Origin of the sequence: Achromobacter pestifer (assembly GCF_902859625.1) — a bacterium.
In the GTDB taxonomy this organism is placed as follows: Bacteria; Pseudomonadota; Gammaproteobacteria; order Burkholderiales; family Burkholderiaceae_B; genus Achromobacter; species Achromobacter pestifer.
In genome coordinates, this window is record NZ_CADIJX010000004.1 from 719,571 (window position 1) to 738,616 (window position 19,046).

Here is a 19,046-nt window from a genome sequence, read left to right on the forward strand (position 1 = left end):
GGGCGGTTCAGGCTCGGCGCTTGATCAGGCCCAGTGCCAGCGCCGTGCCCACCAGAATGATGGCGGCGCCGATGGCGATGGACGGCGTAATGCTCTCATCCAGGAACCAGGCCCCCCACACCACACCGAAGATCGGCACCAGGAAGGTCACGCTGACGGCGCCGGTCGGCCCGACGTTGGCGATCAGACGGAAGAAGACGATGTAGGCCGCGCCCGTGCACACGACGGCCAGCAAGATCGTGGAGATCCAGGCGGCCATTGATGCCGGCGTTTCCGGCCATGCGGAGATCGCCAAAGGCAGCAGTACCAGCGAGGCCGCGATCATGCTGCCGGTGGCACTGGCCAAGGCGTCGACGCCGCTCAGGAAACGCTTGGTCCAGTTGGCGGCAATGCCGTAGAACACGGGCGCCGACACGGCGGCCAGCACCGCCGGCCCCGTGCCACCGGATTGGAAGTTCAGCTTGTCCCACACCAACACGATAATGCCCAGGAACCCGATCAAGAGGCCCAGCGAACGCATCCAGGGCAGTTTGTCCTTCAGCCATAGCCAGCCGATGACCGCGCCCCAGACGGGTGTCACCGCATTGGCCACCGACAGGAAGCCCGCGCCCAGCGATTGCGCCGCGTAGGCGTAAAGCAGGAAGGGCACGGCGGCGTTCAGCGTGCCGACCACCAGCAGTGCTTTCCAGTGCCGGACGATCAGCGGCATCTTGCCGCGCCACAGGGCGGCGGGCAGCAGGAACAGCGCGGCCAGCCCCACGCGCAACTCGATCAGCGCGATCGGCCCGAAATCGCCAACCGCGATGCGCATGAACAGGAAGGAACCGCCCCAGACCGCAGCCAGAAGCAGCAGGTCCAGCAGATTGCGTTGACGCATGTTTGTCTCGAGTTAGCCTAAGGCAGGCCTGATTCTGCCGGCCTGCTTGGGCCGGCGTTTCGCTTGGGTGGCGGCTACTTCCGGCCGGTGACCAGGTTCTTCATCTTGACCCGGTGCGCCAGCAACGCACAGGTCAGCGACAGCACAATACACAAGGCCAGGCCTGCCCGCACTCCGTTTAGTACCGTGCCGTGCGAAATAATGATGCCAACCACCGCCGTGCCCAAGGCACTGCCAATGGCGCGCGTGGTCTGCACCAGCGCAGAGGCCACCCCCACGTCGCGGCGTTCGCTCAGCATCTGCATGAAGAGCGTCAGGTTGGGCAGCAGAAAGCCTAGCGCACAGCCGTTGACGAAAAAGGCGGCCAGAATCCACCAGGCCGACGTGCCGGGGGAAATCAGCAGCACCATCAGGGTGCCGGCCGCAAGCAAGAGGGCGCCGAACACCATCAGGCGTTGCGGCTCGGTCTGCTTGGGGAACATCCGCCCGTTGATGATGCTGCCCACCGAGATCGCGGCGACCAGCGGGGTCAGCAGCAGGCCCGCCTCGCTGGGCGAATAGCCCAGCACCTGTTGCAGCAGCAACGGGCTGTAGAAGATCAGCACGAACATCACCGCGCCAACCATCATCGCGGCCAGGTTCAGCAGACGGGATTCCTGGCCGGCCAGGACGCGCAGCGGAAAGATGGGCGATTTCACGCGGCGTTCGGTGGGAATCAGGATGGCAATGGCGGCGACGCCAATCAAAGCCAGCATGCCGCCCAGAAGCGGGTGCGCGTGTTCGCCACTGGCAAAGGCCAGTTCCAGCGCAGCCAGCGGTGCGCCCACCGCCAATACCAGCAAGATGGCACCCAACCAGTCGATCTTGCGGCTGCCGTCATGGATGGGGCGGATACGCGGGAAATAGCGCGCCAGCAGGAAAAAGGCACCCGCCGCCGCGATCGGCGAAATGAAGAACGCCGCGCGCCAGCCCAGTGCCTGCGTGGCGGCCCCGCCCAGGACCGGCCCGATGCCGCTGGCCATGGCGAAGGCGGCAGACACCAGCGCCATCCAGCGCACGCGCTGTTTGGCGTCGGGGAACAGGTCAGCGGGCGCGGCGAAGGCGGTGGCGATCATCATCCCGCCGCCCACGCCTTGCAAGGTACGGAACACGATCAGCTGGGTCATGGACTGCGCCAGGCCACAGGCGATGGAGCCCAACGCAATGATCAGGACGGAGACCAGCATCAGGGGCTTGCGGCCGAACATGTCGCCCAGCCGGCCAAAGATCAGGATGGAGGCCGCAGTGGCCAGCAGGTAGCCGGTGCCAACCCAGGCATACAGCGCCATGCCGTTCAGCGCTTCGGCCACGCGCGGCAGCGTGGTGCTGATGATGGTGGAGTCCAGCGCGGCCAGCACCACCGTCGCCGACACCCCTGCCATGGCCATCAGGAGATCCCGGCGAGAGTGGGCGGGATCGGTGGCGGATGGCTGGGGCGTTGGGGGCGGCGTCATGCCGCCTAGGATATCACCGGCCTACTAGGGTTTTCACTTGTAAAACGAGTGGTATCCCAAGAATACCGCGATGACCACCATCACCAGCACCCAGGACCAACGCGAATTGGACAGGCCGCGAGGTTCGGGTTCAGGAGGCGGGGGGGGCGGTGCAAGGCGGGGCTGCTTGGCCATGTGATCGATAAAGGCGGTGAAGAACTTCTGGATGATCTTGTCACCCGCTTTCAGCAGCAGGCCTTCTCCGCATTCCGCCAGCTTGCCACCCGCCATGCCGGCCACGGTATAGGCCACGCGGGTGCCTTGGTCTTTGGTGCTGAGGTTGATTTGGGCGGTGCCGATTGCAAGGCAGGCGGCGCGGCCCTTGCCTTCAAACACGAGGGTGCAGCTATCGGGGGCATTGACATCGGAGAGCAGGATCTCGCCTTCGTAGTCGGTATCGATCCCGGCGATATTGGCTCGCAATGTGACGGCGTACTCCGTCGGGCTGCGCATCGCGACTTCCACGCATCCCGGAATACATTTCTGTAAGACTCTCGGGTCGGTCAACGCATCCCATGTCTGGTGCTGCGTCGAAGGAATCCATTGGGCATCGGCAATGCGCATGGCTGTCTCCTTGGAAGAGTTATATCTACATTCTCGTCCCAAATAACAGGTTTGGCTACCAGGGCTTGGCGGGGCCGGCCCTGGCGCCGTGGCTCAGTGGCCCTGCGTCAATACGGAAATCCAATGCTGGGTCGACAGATCGTGTGCCGCGTTCGGTGCTTGTCCGTGGAGCTCCTGCAGAATGCCGCTGGCCATCTTCTTGCCGGCTTCGACACCCCACTGATCGAAGGGATTGATGCCCCAAATCAGCGCCTGTACAAAAATCTTGTGCTCATATAGCGCGAGCAGCGCGCCCAGCGCGTGTGGGGTCAGCCTGGGCAACACGATCAGCGTCGACGGCCTGCCACCCTGGTGCTTGCGGTGTCGGGATAGCCATTCGGCCGTGTCCGGGGCCATCCCTTGCGCCAGCAGGCTGGCGCGGTCGACGTCGGCCGATGTGCCTTGCAAGAGCGTCTGGCGCTGGGCAAGGCAGTTGGCAAGCAGCATGGCGTGTTCTTCCGTCCACTGATGGTCGGCTTCGCGGCACATGATGAAGTCGACGGCTGCGCCATCCGTGCCTTGGTGCAGCCATTGGAAGAACGTGTGTTGGCCGTCGGTGCCGGGCATGCCCCAAACGGAGGGGCCAGTCGGCACGCCTACGGGGTTGCCCGCCATGTCCACGGACTTGCCCAGGGACTCCATGTCCAGTTGCTGTAGATAGGGAGCCAGGAATTGCAGGCGGGCATCGTAAGCGGCAATGCTGAGCGATCCATAGCCCAACACGCTGCGATTGGCCACGCCAGCGAGAGCAAGCTGGGCCGGGGCATTCTCGGCGATTGGCGCCTTGGCGAAGTGAGCATCCATGGCGGCAGCGCCTGCGCGGATGCCTTCGATGACGTCAATGCCGACCGCCATGGCGACCGGTAGCCCAACCGCAGACCACAAAGAATAGCGGCCGCCAACCCAATCCCAGAATTCAAACACCTGATGGGAGGGGATGCCAAGCGCCAGCGCCGCGTCCGGGCGGGCAGTAATGGCGACGACCTGCTCATACGGGTGTTTGATGCCGGCCTGCGTGAGCCAATCGATAGCGCGGCGCAAGTTGGCTAACGTTTCCGTCGTGGTGAATGACTTGGATGTCACCACGATCAGCGTATCCGTGGCGTCCAGCCCCAGAATTGCATCTTCAAGCGCGTGCCCATCGATATTGGCGACGAACTTCAACGCCCGGCGCGCGCCACCGCCGCTGCAAGCATCGGTGGCCAGTCGCACGCCCCAATCGCTACCGCCGATCCCGATGTGGATGACCGCCTTCCATTGGCCTTGCGTGTCGGCCTGCTGCACAAACTCGCGCACGCGCTGGTGTTCGCGGGCGACGGCCTCGATGGGTTCGGGCGCGCGCAGCATGGTGTGCCAGGCAGCGCGGTCTTCCGTCCTGTTGACGTGTTCGCCTGTCAGCAGTGCGTTGCGGGCTACGTCAAAACCGCGAGCGTTCAATAGTGCGGCGGCAGCGGCTCGAGTGGCGGGGGAGGTGACATGGGCGCTCAGGTCGATGGAGAGGCCCGCGGCCTCCAGCAAACGGAGCTCGTCGGTACAGAAGGAGGCGTCCTGGACAGCGAGTCTGAATGCCTGCCATTCAGGCAGTTGTTGCAGGTTCGCGTGGTCAGCGGAGTCTAAAGGCAGCATATTTTGTGAATACGTCTTAGTACTGAGGATGGGCGTCTAGATTTGCCCCGGGCCAGGGAGGCGATTTTCGCCTTTCTGCAAAGCCGTGAGTTTAACTGGTCGTCCAGGCCGGACGGAGGCCCCTTTTATTTTGCAAGCTGCGTTTCCATTCTTTTGCAAAACGGTCAATATTGTTTTCATGTGTTGTCTGCGTCTGACGCTACAATCCCGCCACTTCTCCCCTCCGGCGTGTGTTTTCCATGTTGTACGTCCTTGTAGCGTTTCTGGTTTCGCTCATTTCCACCTTGCTGATCGTTCGCTATCGTTCTTGGCACGATGGCCTGACGGCTGATCACGATATGGATGGTGTGCAGAAGTATCACGCGGCCCCGGTTCCCCGAATCGGCGGGCTTTCCCTTCTGATTGCCAGCGGCGTTACCTGTGCGCTGGTCGCGGTGCGCGAACCCGACGTGCTGCCCAGTATGGTGCTGCTGCTGGCGGCGGCGATGCCTGCCTTCCTGGGCGGGTTTGCGGAGGACCTTACAAAGCACGTGCGCGTCATTGTTCGGTTGGGCCTGGCGATGCTGTCCGGAGTTGCCGCATATTATTTATTGGATGCGGCTGTTACTCGTGTCGACATTATCGGAATTGATTGGTTATTGCAGTTTGGTGTGGTGTCCCTGATTTTTACGTCAGTGGCAATCGGGGGCGCTGCCAATGCCATAAATATCATTGACGGGTACAACGGTTTGGCTGCGGTGGTGTCCGCCATGATATTGGCCGGTTTCGCCTATGTGTCGTTCTATTTAGGCGATCGGTTCCTATTGATCGTGGCACTCAGCACGTTGGGTGGAGTGATTGGATTCCTGGTCTGGAATTATCCGCGTGGGCACATATTCCTGGGCGACGGAGGAGCGTACTTCCTCGGTTTTATCATTGGTGAATTGTCGGTGCTGATGCTGGCCCGCCACCCCGAAGTGTCAGCGTGGTTTCCGCTGCTCTTGTGTATATATCCGGTCTTCGAAACACTATTTTCCATCTATCGGAAAAAATGGTTGCGCGGTCGCTCCCCTGGCGCTCCGGACGGCGTGCATCTGCATATGCTGATTTATAAGCGTTTGGTGCGCTGGGCTATTGGCTCCAGGGAAATGCGCCATCTGACACAGCGTAATTCCATGACGTCCCCGTACTTGTGGCTGCTGTCGTCCTTGGCGGTCATTCCAGCTGTGCTGTTTTGGCAACAACCTTACTTGCTGATGTTCTTCACCGCCGTATTTTCCACGACCTATATTGTGCTGTATCGCCGCTTGGTATTGTTTCGCATGCCAAAATGGATGATCGTGAAAAAGAAGAAGAATCGTCATTGAGCGAAGGCGCCCAGCAATAAAGCGCTTTCCTCACACGATTTCTAGAGGCCAGGCAAGCCTGCCTGGATGCATCGCTGCGAGAGGCAATGTTGTTGTAAAGTGCGGGCTGCGTTGAACGGCGCCTGCCACCATCGGGTCGAGGGTGGTGCCAAGCACGAATCCTTACTCATGCCCACACGAATTCTCATTGTTCGCACGTCCTCCCTGGGCGATCTTGTCCACATGCTGCCGGCAATCACCGATATTGCCCGGCATGTGCCTGACGCACAGATCGACTGGGTCGTCGAGGAAGCGTTTGCCGAGATCCCCTCGTGGCATCCGGCTGTCAATGAAATCATTAAGGTCGCGCATCGCCGCTGGCGAAAATCCTGGTGGTCGCCGCAGGTGCGCATCGAGCGCAAGGCGTTGAAAGAACGCTTGCGAACCACGCAATACGACATCGTTCTGGACATGCAGGCCCTGCTGAAATCCGCATGGCTGGTCCGCCAGGCGCGCGGCGTGCGTCATGGGTTGGATTGGCGCTCGGCGCGCGAGCCGCTGGCCTCGCTCTTCTACAACGTGCGTCATCGCGTGGAATTCTGGCAACCCGCCGTGATCCGTCAGCGCAAGCTGGCAGGTCTGACTTTTGGCTACCAACACGCAGGCTTGCCGGATTTCGGGTTGCAGAACTTTGTGCGCCAAGCGGGACAGTCGGCCGAGCCTGTGCTGGAAGTGGGCAGTGCCGGGATGAACACGACGGAATTGCCTCGTTTGCATCATCTGGACAATGACCGTGGTTACGCGGTGATCATGCCGTCGGCCAGCCGCGATGACAAGCTCTGGCCCGAAGAGGACTGGCGCGCGGTCTTCCGCCGTCTGCGCGAAGCCGGCTGCACCTTGAAACTATTGGCGGGCAATGAGTCGGAAGCCCAGCGCGCCGGCTTGCTCGTCGCCGGCATGGATGGCGCCGAGGTCATGCCCCGCATGGATCTGACCTCGGTGGCGCGTCTGCTGGCGGGGTCGCGCCTGATGGTGGGTCTGGACAGTGGCTTGACCCACCTGTCGGCCGCCCTGGGCCGCCCCACGATCGGCATCTATCGCGCCTCCACGCCGGTGCGTACGCCGCTTGTCGGTTCCAACTACACCGCCAGCCTGGGCGATCGCGGGGCATCGCCTTCGCGCGAGGCCGTGATGGCGGCGGTGGAGCAGGCTTTGGCCGCTCAGTGACATGAACCGCGGCGTCTATTCTCTGGCGCTTCGGGCATTGTCGCCGCTGGTATGGCTGTGGATGGCTCGCCGCGCCAAGCGCGCGGGCGGGCAGTGGGGAATCTTCTCCCCCGAACGATTCGGCCATGCCACGCCATCGGGTCCCGGCTCTTTTCCGTCCTGGACGGCGCCCGTCTGGGTGCACGCCGTCAGCCTGGGCGAGACGCGCGCTGCGCAACCGCTGTTGCAGGCGCTGCTTGATCGTGGCCTGCCGGTGTTGCTGACCCATATGACGGCGACCGGCCGCGCCGAGGGCGGACGCCTGTTTCCGGAGGCCATCGCTCGCGGGCAACTTCGTCAGACGTGGCTACCGTACGATTTTCCTGGCGCGACCCGCCGTTTCATGGGCAACTATCGGCCCCGCTGCGGTCTGTTGATCGAACGCGAGATCTGGCCCAACCTGTTGGCCGCTGCCCGGCGCGCGCACGTGCCCATGGCCTTGGTCAGCGCCCGGTATTCGGCATCGTCCCTGCGTCAGGCAGGTCGCATGGGTAGCGTGATGCGCGAAGCGTTGGCCGGTTTGGATCAGGTGCTGGCGCAAACTGCCGAGGATGCGGCACGGTTGTCGCAGGCAGGAGCGCCGGCACCCATTGTGACGGGCAACTTGAAGTTCGATCTGGTCTTGCCGGCGCTGCAGGTGCAGGCGGGACGGACCTGGCGGACGCGGCTGGGCAGGCCGGTGCTTGCCGTGGCCAGCACTCGCGAGGGCGAAGACAGTGGGTTCATCGCCGCGATCAAGCGGCATGCCGCTACTTTCCAGGCGCCGGACGCGCCGCTATTCCTATTGATTCCACGCCATCCCCAGCGCTTTGACGAGGCGGCCCGTCAACTAGCGGATGCGGGGCTGACATTCGTGCGGCGTTCCGAAGGGGCCGAGCCCGCTTCGGATACAGTGGTGCTGCTGGGCGATACGCTGGGCGAAATGGCGTTCTATTACGCGGCCTCGGACGTGGCCATCGTCGCGGGCAGCTTCGCGCCACTGGGTGGTCAGAATCTGATCGAAGCCTGCGCAGCCGGCGTGCCCGCCATCGTCGGGCCACACACGTTCAATTTCAAGCAGGCGGCGGAAGATGCGATCGCCGCAGGCGCGGTCTTGCGTGTGGCGGATACGGGGCAGGCGGTGGACAGCGCGATGGCGCTGCTTGCCGATACGCCCCGCCGGCAGGCAGCGAGTCAGGCGGCGCGGACCTGGTTCGACTCACATGCAGGCGCCACCCGGCGCACCTTGGACGCACTGGCGCCCTGGCTGGGCTGACTCGGCGGTCTGTGCGGGCTTGCCCAGGGGGAAGCGCCTACGGCGCTTTCCGCGGCACCAACGTCACCGCGCCTGGATTCAGCTCTTGGCTGAAGCGTCGGGTGTCGCGGCCTTCGTCCTCCGGACGCACGCCAATCCAACCTTGGCCCAGCGCCAGGACCCACAAATTCGCCAGCAGGATCAGGATGAAGAGCACTCGCATGGCGGGCCTCGCTCAGGCGTTGGCGTCCAGGGTGGCGCGGGCAACCGCAGCCAATCCGTCCAGGACGGGGTGATCCAGATAGACCGGTACGGGCGCGGCACCGAACGCGCCGCCGGCATCCGCCAACAGTCGTTCGATTTCTTGATGCACCTCGGGCCAGCCGCCGCCCGCCGCATAGATCTGCGGGGTTTGGCCATAGCGCTGGCGGCCAGCCAGCCATTGGCGCACGACGGCGCCGGCCTGGGCTGCGGCGATGCCGGAGGCGATGGCCTCGTGGGTGTCGACCGGGTAGGGCACGACCTGGCCGTTGGCGATCGGCAGGTTGGCGGTGCCATGGGCCAGCGACGTGCGCATCATGGCCGGGCCGGGCAGGATCAGCCCGCCGGCGAACACGTTGTCGGGGCCGACGGTATCGATCGTCGTGGCGGTGCCAAAACTGGCCAGAACGAAGGGCGGATGCGCGCCAGGCAGGCGCGACAGCACGCCCAGCAGCGACGCCCAGCGATCCGCGCCCAGTTGCGTCGGCACGCGGTAGCTGTTGACCAGGCCCAGCGTGGTGGCTTGCGAGGGCGACCAGGCAACCGCGCAGCCGTGTTTTTGCAGAATGGTGGCGATGGCCGTGCCGCGAGCTTCGCCCGCCACGTTCACGCCCAGCGCGCGAATCGGGCGGCGCGGCAGGGCGGCAAGCCAGCCGTCCAGCGCGTCCAGGTCGAGGCCATCGAAGGCGACCGCCGCCGGTTCACGCGGCATGTCGGGGTTGCTGGCGTCCAGCCAACCCACCTTGAGACGGCTGTTACCGGAGTCGATGAGAATAATCATGCTTGGCGTCGAATCGAAATTTCACCGACCGAAATCGGGGTGGCGCCCTCGGGCGTGCGCACCAGCAGGCGTCCTTGCTCGTCCACACCGCAGGCGGCGCCGCTAAGCAGGATATCCCCTTTCTCCAGCACGTTCACCATGCGGCCGGCCAGGGCGTCCACGTGGTTGAAGCGCTGCCTGAATGCGGTGAATCCTTCGCGTTCCAGGGTCTGGACCGCTTCGTGCCAGGCCGTCGCGCTGGCACAGACCAGGTCGGCGGCGGTGGATAGGCGATGCGAATGGGCCTGCACCTGGGTCCAGTCGGCGACCTCGCGGCCCAGCGTCCGGGACAGCTGCGCGGCATCGATCAGGTTCACGCCCATGCCGATGACGACGGTGTAGCCGGCCTCGCGGCCGCCGGGATTGCGGGTGGTCTCCACCAGCACGCCCGCCAGCTTGGCGTCATGCCACTGGATGTCGTTGGGCCATTTCATGCATAGGCCGCGGGCTTCGGGGCCGGCGACGGCGCGCAGCGCCTCACAAGCAGCGACACCGGCCAGCGGGGACAGTGCGGGTAGTTGCGCGGCGGGCAGATGCACGTCGAAGGCACACGAAAACATCAGTGTGGAGCCCGATCGATTCTGCCAGGGGCGTCCGGCGCGGCCTCGGCCGGTTTCCTGCAAATGGGTGCCTAGCAGCCAGGGCTTGCCGGCACCAGCGCCCGAACGCGCACGAGCCAGCAGGTCGGCGTTGGTCGACCCGGTGGAGCCTGTCCAGGCGATGTCTTGGAATACGGGCAGGCGCGAGCCTAGCTCCCGGACCAGGGCTTCTGGCGCGGGCAGGTCGATTGGGCGAACGTGATCGGACATGGCGGCGATTGTAGGGCACACGGCCGGCCCTCGCGGCCTTTCGTCCCCTCAAGCGTTTATGATTAGCGATACATTTTGCATCGGTCCCCCGTCTACATGCCGCAAACTGCTTCACCCGCGTCCGCCGCCGCGCCGTTCCGCCAAGACGGGAACGTCTGCCATGTGGCGGGCGACTGGAGCGTCCTGGCCCTGGCCGAGGCGGGCGAAGTCGAACGCCGGCGGTCGGCAATGGCCCGCGCCGCCCAAGACGGCGTGCGCTGGGATTTGCACGGTATTAGCCGGTTGGACACCATCGGGGCCTTGCTGATCTGGCAGGCCTGGGGCGAAAAGCTGCCCGAGCGGGTGCGCTGGGCGGCCGGGCAGCAGGACGTTTTCAACGCGCTGGCCATGAACAAGGGCGGCGCCCGCGCGCCCGAACCCAAGGCCGAATCCTGGGGCTGGGTGCGGGCACTGGGCGCTTCGCTCTTCCGGGGCGCCGAGAATGGCCGCGCGCTGCTGATCATGCTGGGCCAACTCATGTTGGACTTCGGGGGCATGTTGCGCCGTCCGCGACTGGGCCCTTGGCGCGAGATTTCGGCGCAGGTGTACCGCACGGGCGCGCAGGCGCTGGGCATCACGGCGCTGGTCGGCTTCCTGATCGGGGTGGTGCTGTCGTACCTGTCGGCGCAGCAGCTTCAGATGATCGGGGCCGACCGCTTCATCGTGCGGCTCTTGGGCGTATCCATCGTGCGCGAGCTGGGGCCGGTGCTGGCGGCCATCCTGGTGGCGGGCCGATCTGGGTCTGCCATCACGGCGCAAATTGGCGTCATGCGGGTGACGCAGGAGCTGGACGCGATGCTGGTCATGGGCATTTCGCACGGGCAGCGGTTGATCCTGCCGCGCGTGGTGGCGCTGGCAGTGACCATGCCGCTGTTGGTGCTTTGGACCGACGCCATGGCGATCCTGGGCGGCATGCTGGCCGCCCAGATGCAACTGGGCGTCTCGGCGCAATGGTTCCTGACCTCGCTGCCTGACGCCATTTCCCTGACGAATTATTGGATTGGCATCCTGAAGGGCGTGACCTTCGGCATCCTGATTGCGCTGATCGCTTGCCACTTTGGCCTGCGCATCCAGCCCAACACCGAAAGCCTGGGCCGCGGCACGACGACCTCTGTCGTCACGTCGATCACCGGCGTGATTCTGCTGGACGCGCTCTACGCCATCATTTTCAGTTCGGTGGGCATCTGATGAGCAGCGCCGCCCAACACCGGTTATTCACCGACGACAGCGTCACGGTCGAACCCGTCATCTCGGTGCGGGGATTGCGCACGGCTTTCGGCGACCACGTGGTCCATGACAATCTGGACCTGACCGTCTTCCCGGGCGAAATCCTGGTATTGGTGGGAGGGTCGGGCACGGGCAAGACCGTCTTGCTGCGCCAAATCATCGGCCTGGACCAGCCTGCGGCCGGCATCGTGAAAGTGTTGGGGCATTCGTTGTTCGATCTGTCGCCCAGTGAACGCAGGCGCCTGTCGTACCGCTGGGGCATGCTGTTCCAGGCGGGGGCGTTGTTCTCGGCGTTGTCGGTATTCGACAATGTGGCCTTGCCGCTGCGCGAGTTGCGCACGGTGCCGGAGGACCTGGTGCGCGATGTCGTCATGTGCCGGCTGGCAATGGTGGGCCTGTCGGCGCAGGACGCTGGCAAGCGGCCGTCGGACCTGTCCGGCGGCATGGTCAAGCGCGTGGCGTTGGCGCGCGCGCTGTCGTTGGACCCCGAACTGGTGTTCCTGGACGAGCCCACGGCTGGCCTGGATCCATTGCGGTCGGACGAATTCGTGGACCTGGTGCGCAGCCTGCACCGGCAGTTGGGATTTACCGTTGTCATGGTGACGCACGATCTGGACACGCTGCTGGCGTTGGCCACGCGCGTCGCCGTGCTAGCGGACAAGCGGGTGATCGTGTGCGATACGGTGCCGGAAGTACTGAAGGTTGATCACCCGTTCATTCACACATTCTTCCTGGGCGAACGCGGTTTGCGCGCGCTTGGGGATTTGGCGCCGAAGGGATTGCATCATGGAAAACCGTAGTCATGCGCTCATGGCCGGTATCTTTACGCTGGTCTTGTTGGCCGCCGCCGCGTTGGTGGCTGTCTGGATCGGCCGGGACCGGACCAAACTGCAAACATACGAAATCGTGTCGGCCACGGCGGTCAGCGGGTTGAATCCGCAGTCGGCCGTGCGTTATCAGGGCGTGCCGGTGGGCAAGGTGCAGTCGCTGGCGCTGAATCCGGACAAGCCGGGCCAAGTGCGCATCCGCATCGGTGTGGCGCCGAATACGCCGATCACCGAATCGACGTGGGCTGAACTGGGCGTGCAGGGCGTGACGGGCATGGCCAACGTGGAACTGCGCGACGACGGCACGTCGCTCAAGCGCCTGGCGTCGTCGGCCCAGCATCCCGCCGCCATTCCGCTGCGCCCGGGTTTCCTGGATCGGATCGAGCAGCGTGGCGGCAAGCTGATCTCGAACGTGGAAGAAGCCACCGAGCAATTGCGCCGCGTGCTGAGCGAACAGAACGTGCAGGCGTTGACCGCCAGCCTCCAGAACGCCACTGACATCACGCAATCGTTGAAGGAAGCGAGTCGCGACCTGGCGCCCACGATGGCCAAGCTGGGTCCGCTGCTCGATTCGCTGGGCAATACCTCGCGCCAGGCAGACCGCGCCGCGCGTGAAGTGGGCGATCTGGCGCAACAGGCGCGGCAGGCGCTGGCGCAACTGAATGCGCCCAACGGCCCCTTGGCGGTGGCCACGCGCAGCTTGAACGACATCGCCCTGGCCGCCGCGCGGCTGGACAGTGAAACCCTGCCCGCCGTCACCAACATGGCCACCAACGTCAGCGCCGCCGCGCGGGGTGCGACCACTACTCTGCGCCGTGTGGACAGCACGCCGCAATCCTTCTTGTTCGGCCCGGCGCCTGTTGCGCCTGGACCCGGCGAAGCCGGTTTTGCAGGCTTCGGGAGACAGCCCAAATGAAAATGCGTAGCGCCATTCTGATCTTGACCCTGGCCTTGGCGGGGTGCGGCATCGGCCGTGTGGGGGCGCCGCCCTCGGTCTTTGACCTGGGGCTGGATAGCAAACCCGTGCCCGCGCTGCCCGCGCGCGAGCCGGTTGCGCTGACGTTCCAGGCCGTGCCTGTCCTGTCGGACACCCGCATGATCTGGCGGGTGGGCGATAGCGCCGCGCCCAAGGCTTATGCCACCTTCCGATGGGCCTCATCCCCCGCGGAACTGGTGCGCCAGCGCATCACCGACCGCCTGTCGCGCCAAGGCCCCGTGCTGACGGATCGCGTGAATCTTCAGACGCCGCAGTTGCAGGTGTCGCTGACCCAATTCGAGCAGGTGTACGCCGAAGATGGCCAGTCCAGCCAAGGGCAGGTCTTGCTGCAAGCGGTGCTGGTCAGCGGGCGCACGGTCGTGGGACAGACGCGCATTGCGACACAGGCGCCGGCGCCGACGCAGGACGCCGCAGGCGGTGTGGCCGCATTGCGGCAGGCCAGTGACGATGCCGCCGACCAGTTGGCGCAATGGCTGGCCGTGGCCTTGAAGTCATCGGCCGCCAAGCCGGGCGGTTAACATTCCTTCCTTTTTTGCACGCTGAGCCCATCCATGTCCGCACGTACTGATACCCACGCCTTTGCCGGACCTGCCGGCCGCATCGATTGCGCCATCGACTGGCCGGCGGGCACTCCGCAAGGCTGGGCCCTGGTCTTGCATCCGCATCCGCTGCAAGGCGGCGCGCGCGAAAACAAGGTGGTGACGACCCTGTCGCGTGCCTGCGTGCAGCACGGGCTGGTGGCGGTTCGCCCCAATTTCCGCGGCGTGGGCCTGTCGGAAGGTGCGTTCGACAAGTCCGTGGGCGAGACGCAAGACATGCTGGCGGTCGTGGCGCAGATGCGTGAGCTGCACCCTGAGTTGGCGCAGGCCCCGTGGGTGCTGGCCGGGTTTTCCTTCGGCACGGCGGTGGCGGCGCAAACGTATTCGGCACTGGCCGAGGCGGGCGAGCCCGTGCTGCCGTCGGCGCTGATGCTGATGGGGCCGGCCGTGAACCGCTTCCAGTCGCACGAGGTGCAAGTCCCTGACGATACGCTGTTGGTGCATGGCGAAGAAGACGAAGTCGTGCCGTTGTCCGAAGCCATGGACTGGGCACGCCCGCGTTCGATTCCGGTGGTGGTGGTGCCGGGCGCATCGCACTTTTTCCACGGCAAGTTGCTGGTGCTGCGCCAATTGGTGCAAGCGCGCCTGAAGGTTGCGCTGGATTGATTCGTCGTTGCATTCAGGCCGCAGGTTGCATCAGGTTGCATGTTTTAAATGCGTGCGGAACCTCGCGCGGGGCGGGCCGGTCCAATCGGCTGCCTATAATTGTCAGCCACTAGCCCCGCGCCGGCGGGCGTCTTTCCTGGACCCACGTTGCCGATGAAGAATTTGCCTTACTCCGCTCAATCCCCCGTTGTCTTTACCCGCCGCTTGTTGTCCGGCGTGGTGTTGTCGGCGATGCTCGCGGCCTCGATGCCGGCCTGGGCACAACAGGCCCCCGCTGCTGCGCCCGCCGCAGCAGGCGCCACGGCGCCGGCTCCGACGGCCTCGGGCGTGGTGCCGGTGGGTGATGTATCGGCCGTGCCGGCACCCACCATCGCGGCCAAGGCGTGGATCGTGATTGACGTGAACAGCGGCCAGACGCTGGCCGCCTCCAACCCGGACATGAAGGTTGAGCCGGCTTCGCTGACCAAGATCATGACGGCCTACGTCGTGTTCAATGCGCTGGACGAAAAGCGCCTGACGCTGGAGCAGACCGTTCCGGTGTCCGAGCATGCCTGGCGCACCGGCGGCTCGCGCATGTTCATCGAGCCGCGCAAGCCGGTCACGGTTGACGAGCTGAACCAGGGCATGATCGTGCAGTCGGGCAACGACGCCTCGGTGGCGCTGGCCGAAGCCGTAGGCGGTAGCGAAGCCGCGTTCGCCTCACTGATGAACCAGGAAGCCGAACGCCTGGGGATGAAGAGCACGCACTTCATGAACGCGACCGGCCTGCCGGACCCGCAGCATACGACCTCCACGCGCGATCTGGCCACGGTGTCGTCGCACCTGATCACCGATCACCCGGACTTCTTCCACTACTACAAGCAGAAGAGCTACACGTACAACAAGATCACCCAGCCCAACCGCAACCGGCTGCTGTGGGCCGACCCGTCGGTGGACGGCATGAAGACCGGCCACACGGATTCGGCCGGCTATTGCCTGGTCTCGACCGCCGTGCGCGGCGACCGCCGCATCCTGGTCGTCGTCGTGGGTACGGACAGCGAAGCCACGCGCGCTGAAGAAAGCCTGAAGCTCCTGAACTGGAGCTTCCAGAACTTCGACACCGTGAAGCTGTTCGACAAGAGCCAGCCGGGCATCGATGCGCGCGTCTGGGAAGGCACGGCCGATAACGTCAAGCTGGGCCCGCCCAATCCGGTGTCGATCGCCGTGCCGCGCGGCAAGGCCGGTGATCTCAAGCCGGTGGCGCAGCGCACGGATCCGCTGATCGCCCCGCTGGCCAAGGGCCAACAGGTTGGCACGCTACAGTTCACGCTGGATGGCAAGGTGCTGCGCACTGAACCGCTGGTGGTGCAGGATGCCGTCGAACGCGCCGGCTTCTTCGGCCGCATGGTCGACACCGTCAAGCGCTGGTTCCAGTAAGCGGACGCGCCACGGGCGCGGCCACGGGTGTAAGCTAGCAACGGGCGTTTCGTGCGCGAAACGCCCGTTTTCCATTTGGGACGGACCAAGCGGTTCGTCCCAATCGTTTTTGAGGCCGGGCTGTCCCAAGACAAAACACCCCCTTGGGGCCGCAAGCACGCACAGCGTGCACGGCGAGAGGGGCTGTCATCTATCAGGAGTGCCTCATGATTCCGGGCGTGCCGGGCGAAAGCCAGGTGTATCTCAACGGTGAGTTCCTGCGTGTGGACGAGGCCAAGATCTCCGTCCTAGACCGCGGCTTTATTTTTGGCGACGGCATCTACGAAGTCGTGCCCGTGTATCAAGGCAATGCGTTTCGCATGGCCGAGCACCTGAACCGCCTGGACCGCAGTCTGGCCGCCCTGCGGATCGCGCAACCGTTTGATCGGGCGGGCTGGATCGACCTGATCGAGCAATTGCTGGCGCGTACCAATCTGGATACCTGCATCGTGTACTTGCAGGTGACGCGCGGCGTCGCCCGTCGCGACCACCAGTTTCCGGCCACGCCGGTCACGCCCACCGTATTCGGCATGATTTCGCCGTGGTCGCCGCCGCCTGCGGCACAGCGTACCCAGGGCTTGAGCGCCATCAGCATTCCCGATGAACGCTGGCTGCACTGCGAGATCAAATCCGTGTCGCTGCTGGGCAACGTGCTGGCCAAGCAGCAGGCCGTGGACGCCAACGCCGACGAAGTCGTGCAGTTCCGCGATGGCTACCTGACCGAAGGTTCGTCCACCAATATCTGGGTGGTGTCCGGCGGCAAGCTGCTGGCGCCGCCGAAGAACAACCTGATCCTGGAAGGCATCCGCTATGGCCTGATGGGCGAGTTGGCGGCCGAGGCCGGCATTCCGTTCGAGGCCCGCCGAATTACCCAGGAAGAGGTGGAATCCGCCGACGAATTGATGTTGTCGTCGGCCACCAAGGAAGTGCTGGCGATTGTCACACTGGACGGAAAACCGGTCGGATCAGGTAAGCCCGGCCCTGTTTTCGAGCAATTGCGCGCGGGTTATGATGCCCGCATCGCGGCGCTGTAAACCGTTGTACTGGGCGGCCCGCAGGGCCGTCCATCGCCCAGCGGACACTTGCCAATGCGCCGTTTGCCCCCATATAAGAACATTCAGGGGCAACAACCACTCTAGGCAAATCATGCATATTCCGCCCGAAGAATCGCTTATTGAATATCCCAGTGACTTCCCCATCAAGGTCATGGGCAAGCACCATCCCGACTTCGCGCAGACGCTGACTGAAGTCGTGTTGAAGTTCGATCCGGGCTTCGATGCCGCCACGGTCGAGATGCGTCCCAGCAAGGGCGGCAACTACCTGGGCTTGACCTTCACCGTGCGCGCGACCTCGCGCGAACAGCTGGACAGCCTCTACCAGGCGCTGCACGGCCATCCGATGGTGTCCATCGTTCTGTAATCAGGATTGCCGTGATCAAGTGGCTCGCGCGGCCGGCGGATTATCTGCCGGTCTGGCAGGAAATGCAGGCGTACACCAACCAGCGCGGCGCCGATACGCCTGACGAGATCTGGCTGTGCGAGCACGCGCCGGTGTACACCCTGGGCCAGGCTGGCTTGCCGCAGCACGTGCTCAACCCCGGCAACATCCCCATCGTCCACTGCGACCGGGGCGGGCAGGTGACGTATCACGGTCCTGGTCAGGTGATGGCCTACGCGCTATTCGACCTGCGCCGCGTGGACATGTACGTAAAGGAATACGTCACCTTGCTGGAGGGCGCCGTCATCGACACGCTGACCCAGCAGGGGGTCGCGGGCGCCTGCCGCAAGCCGGGCGCACCAGGCGTGTATGTTCCGGACCCCGACGGCGGCGAACTGGCCAAGATTGCCGCGCTGGGCATCAAGATCCGCAACGGGCGGGCCTATCACGGCGTGTCGTTGAATGTCGCGATGGACCTGGCCCCCTTTCTGGGCATCAATCCCTGTGGTTACGAAGGGCTGCGCACCGTCGACATGGCGGCCTGTGGCGTGCGCCGCGCGCCCACCAGCGTGGGTGATGCGCTGGCGCAGAATCTGGCGGATGCCTGGCGCCGCAGAAGGAAACCGACATGAAGACCTACAGCGCGGCCGACGTAGCCGCAACCTCCCCGGAACAACTGGCTCGCCTGCGCGAAGGGCCGCCCGAGGACTATGCCGCCTGGATCCGGGCGGCGGCTGAGCTTGGGCTGGTCGAAGCGCAGACCATCTACGGGCAGATGCTGCTGGACGGCGTGGGCGTCGAGCGCCAGCCCGAAGAGGGTCTGGCCTGGTTCAAGCGTGCCGCAAACGCCGATCACCCGATGGCCATCAACATGGTGGGCCGCTGCTACGAGAACGGCTGGGGCGTGACGGCAGACGATACGGTGGCGGCCTACTGGTTCCGCCTGGCCGCCGATCGCGGGCTGGACTGGGGTATGTACAACTATGCGCACATGCTGCGCGGCGGCCGAGGCGGCGTCACGCAGAACAAGGCCGCGGCGCTCGCGCTGTACCAACAGGCGGCGCAGACCGGTCACGTGAAATCGATCGGCGTGGTCGGACGCTTCTACGAAGCGGGCGATGTGATTGGGCAAGACATGGAGCGCGCGTTTGACTGCTATCAGCGCTGCGCTGAAGGCGGCGATTTCCGCGGCATGTTCCACCTGGGCCGCCTGCTGCTGTTGCAGGGCAGGAAAGAGGAAGCCGTGCAATGGCTGGTCCGCGTGCCCGAAACGTCCACGCCAGCGTTCTTGAAGGAAGCCAACGCCATGTTGCAGGACTGCGGCTTTCCGGCGTTGTACGAGGGCTGAGACACCCATCAAACTGCGCTGGGTTTTTCTCAATTTTTGCCACGGCATAATCCTCCTGCCACGGCACAATCGGCGCTTGATGGGTTGCGCGCGATGGATGCCGGGGTTCTTTACTCCGGTCTTTCGCGCTACACCCATCCTACGTGCAGGGTGAGAAC

General features: G+C 64.6%; 20 protein-coding genes. 13 read left to right on the forward strand and 7 right to left on the reverse strand.

Features of this window, described 5'->3' with window-relative positions; all coding sequences use genetic code 11:
- Positions 1-7 precede the first annotated feature (7 nt).
- The 4 genes from HV753_RS19120 to pgi form a co-directional block, all read right to left on the reverse strand.
- Positions 8-877, reverse strand: a complete 870-nt coding sequence (locus HV753_RS19120; RefSeq protein ID WP_175176155.1) for a DMT family transporter — start codon at positions 875-877, stop codon at positions 8-10.
- A 74-nt stretch (positions 878-951) separates the two neighbouring features.
- Positions 952-2,370, reverse strand: a complete 1,419-nt coding sequence (locus HV753_RS19125; protein WP_175176156.1) for an MFS transporter — start codon at positions 2,368-2,370, stop codon at positions 952-954.
- A gap of 33 nt (positions 2,371-2,403) precedes the next feature.
- Positions 2,404-2,973: an SRPBCC family protein gene (locus HV753_RS19130; RefSeq protein ID WP_175176157.1), complete on the reverse strand. Its 570-nt coding sequence runs from the start codon at positions 2,971-2,973 to the stop codon at positions 2,404-2,406.
- Between the two features lie 93 nt (positions 2,974-3,066).
- Positions 3,067-4,638 (reverse strand): glucose-6-phosphate isomerase, encoded by a 1,572-nt coding sequence (gene pgi / locus HV753_RS19135; protein ID WP_175176158.1) that lies wholly within the window; start codon positions 4,636-4,638, stop codon positions 3,067-3,069.
- Positions 4,639-4,877: 239 nt separating this feature from the next.
- On the opposite strand from pgi, the gene HV753_RS19140 reads away from it, so the two are divergent.
- The 3 genes from HV753_RS19140 to HV753_RS19150 all read left to right on the forward strand — a co-directional run bounded on the left by HV753_RS19140 (position 4,878) and on the right by HV753_RS19150 (position 8,484).
- Positions 4,878-5,984, forward strand: coding sequence for an MraY family glycosyltransferase (locus HV753_RS19140; RefSeq protein ID WP_175176159.1), 1,107 nt, complete (start codon positions 4,878-4,880; stop codon positions 5,982-5,984).
- A 168-nt stretch (positions 5,985-6,152) separates the two neighbouring features.
- Positions 6,153-7,190, forward strand: a complete 1,038-nt coding sequence (gene waaC, locus HV753_RS19145; RefSeq protein WP_175176160.1) for a lipopolysaccharide heptosyltransferase I — start codon at positions 6,153-6,155, stop codon at positions 7,188-7,190.
- A gap of 1 nt (position 7,191) precedes the next feature.
- A complete protein-coding gene (locus HV753_RS19150) occupies positions 7,192-8,484 on the forward strand; it encodes a 3-deoxy-D-manno-octulosonic acid transferase (protein ID WP_175176161.1) in 1,293 nt (430 codons plus the stop codon).
- Between the two features lie 37 nt (positions 8,485-8,521).
- On the opposite strand, the gene HV753_RS19155 is transcribed toward HV753_RS19150, so the two are convergent.
- The 3 genes from HV753_RS19155 to HV753_RS19165 are packed head-to-tail and all read right to left on the reverse strand — an operon-like array spanning position 8,522 to position 10,353.
- Positions 8,522-8,686 carry a hypothetical protein gene (locus HV753_RS19155; protein ID WP_175176162.1) on the reverse strand — a complete coding sequence of 55 codons (165 nt, stop codon included), beginning with the start codon at positions 8,684-8,686 and terminating at the stop codon, positions 8,522-8,524.
- Positions 8,687-8,698: 12 nt separating this feature from the next.
- A complete protein-coding gene (locus tag HV753_RS19160; RefSeq protein ID WP_175176163.1) occupies positions 8,699-9,505 on the reverse strand; it encodes a type III pantothenate kinase in 807 nt (268 codons plus the stop codon).
- A complete protein-coding gene (locus HV753_RS19165; protein ID WP_175176164.1) occupies positions 9,502-10,353 on the reverse strand; it encodes a biotin--[acetyl-CoA-carboxylase] ligase in 852 nt (283 codons plus the stop codon). The genes HV753_RS19160 and HV753_RS19165 overlap by 4 nt, the downstream gene beginning before the upstream one ends.
- A 96-nt stretch (positions 10,354-10,449) precedes the next feature.
- Between HV753_RS19165 and HV753_RS19170 the strand changes: the two genes are divergently transcribed.
- The 10 genes from HV753_RS19170 to HV753_RS19215 all read left to right on the forward strand — a co-directional run bounded on the left by HV753_RS19170 (position 10,450) and on the right by HV753_RS19215 (position 18,888).
- Positions 10,450-11,580, forward strand: a complete 1,131-nt coding sequence (locus HV753_RS19170; protein WP_175176165.1) for an MlaE family ABC transporter permease — start codon at positions 10,450-10,452, stop codon at positions 11,578-11,580.
- On the forward strand, positions 11,580-12,419 hold the full coding sequence (locus tag HV753_RS19175; protein ID WP_175176166.1) for an ABC transporter ATP-binding protein: 840 nt from the start codon (positions 11,580-11,582) through the stop codon (positions 12,417-12,419). The genes HV753_RS19170 and HV753_RS19175 overlap by 1 nt, the downstream gene beginning before the upstream one ends.
- Positions 12,406-13,362, forward strand: a complete 957-nt coding sequence (locus tag HV753_RS19180; RefSeq protein WP_175176167.1) for an MlaD family protein — start codon at positions 12,406-12,408, stop codon at positions 13,360-13,362. Before HV753_RS19175 ends, HV753_RS19180 begins: the two co-directional genes overlap by 14 nt.
- On the forward strand, positions 13,359-13,961 hold the full coding sequence (locus HV753_RS19185; RefSeq protein WP_175176168.1) for an ABC-type transport auxiliary lipoprotein family protein: 603 nt from the start codon (positions 13,359-13,361) through the stop codon (positions 13,959-13,961). Before HV753_RS19180 ends, HV753_RS19185 begins: the two co-directional genes overlap by 4 nt.
- A 33-nt stretch (positions 13,962-13,994) precedes the next feature.
- A complete protein-coding gene (locus HV753_RS19190) occupies positions 13,995-14,648 on the forward strand; it encodes an alpha/beta hydrolase (RefSeq protein ID WP_175176169.1) in 654 nt (217 codons plus the stop codon).
- A gap of 153 nt (positions 14,649-14,801) precedes the next feature.
- Positions 14,802-16,064 carry a D-alanyl-D-alanine carboxypeptidase family protein gene (locus HV753_RS19195; RefSeq protein WP_175176170.1) on the forward strand — a complete coding sequence of 421 codons (1,263 nt, stop codon included), beginning with the start codon at positions 14,802-14,804 and terminating at the stop codon, positions 16,062-16,064.
- 206 nt (positions 16,065-16,270) lie between these two features.
- Positions 16,271-17,137, forward strand: coding sequence for a D-amino acid aminotransferase (locus tag HV753_RS19200; RefSeq protein WP_175176171.1), 867 nt, complete (start codon positions 16,271-16,273; stop codon positions 17,135-17,137).
- A 112-nt stretch (positions 17,138-17,249) separates the two neighbouring features.
- Positions 17,250-17,522, forward strand: coding sequence for a YbeD family protein (locus HV753_RS19205; protein ID WP_175176172.1), 273 nt, complete (start codon positions 17,250-17,252; stop codon positions 17,520-17,522).
- Between the two features lie 11 nt (positions 17,523-17,533).
- Positions 17,534-18,172, forward strand: a complete 639-nt coding sequence (gene lipB / locus HV753_RS19210) for a lipoyl(octanoyl) transferase LipB (RefSeq protein WP_175176173.1) — start codon at positions 17,534-17,536, stop codon at positions 18,170-18,172.
- Positions 18,169-18,888 carry a tetratricopeptide repeat protein gene (locus tag HV753_RS19215; RefSeq protein WP_175176174.1) on the forward strand — a complete coding sequence of 240 codons (720 nt, stop codon included), beginning with the start codon at positions 18,169-18,171 and terminating at the stop codon, positions 18,886-18,888. Before lipB ends, HV753_RS19215 begins: the two co-directional genes overlap by 4 nt.
- The last annotated feature ends 158 nt before the right edge of the window (positions 18,889-19,046 follow it).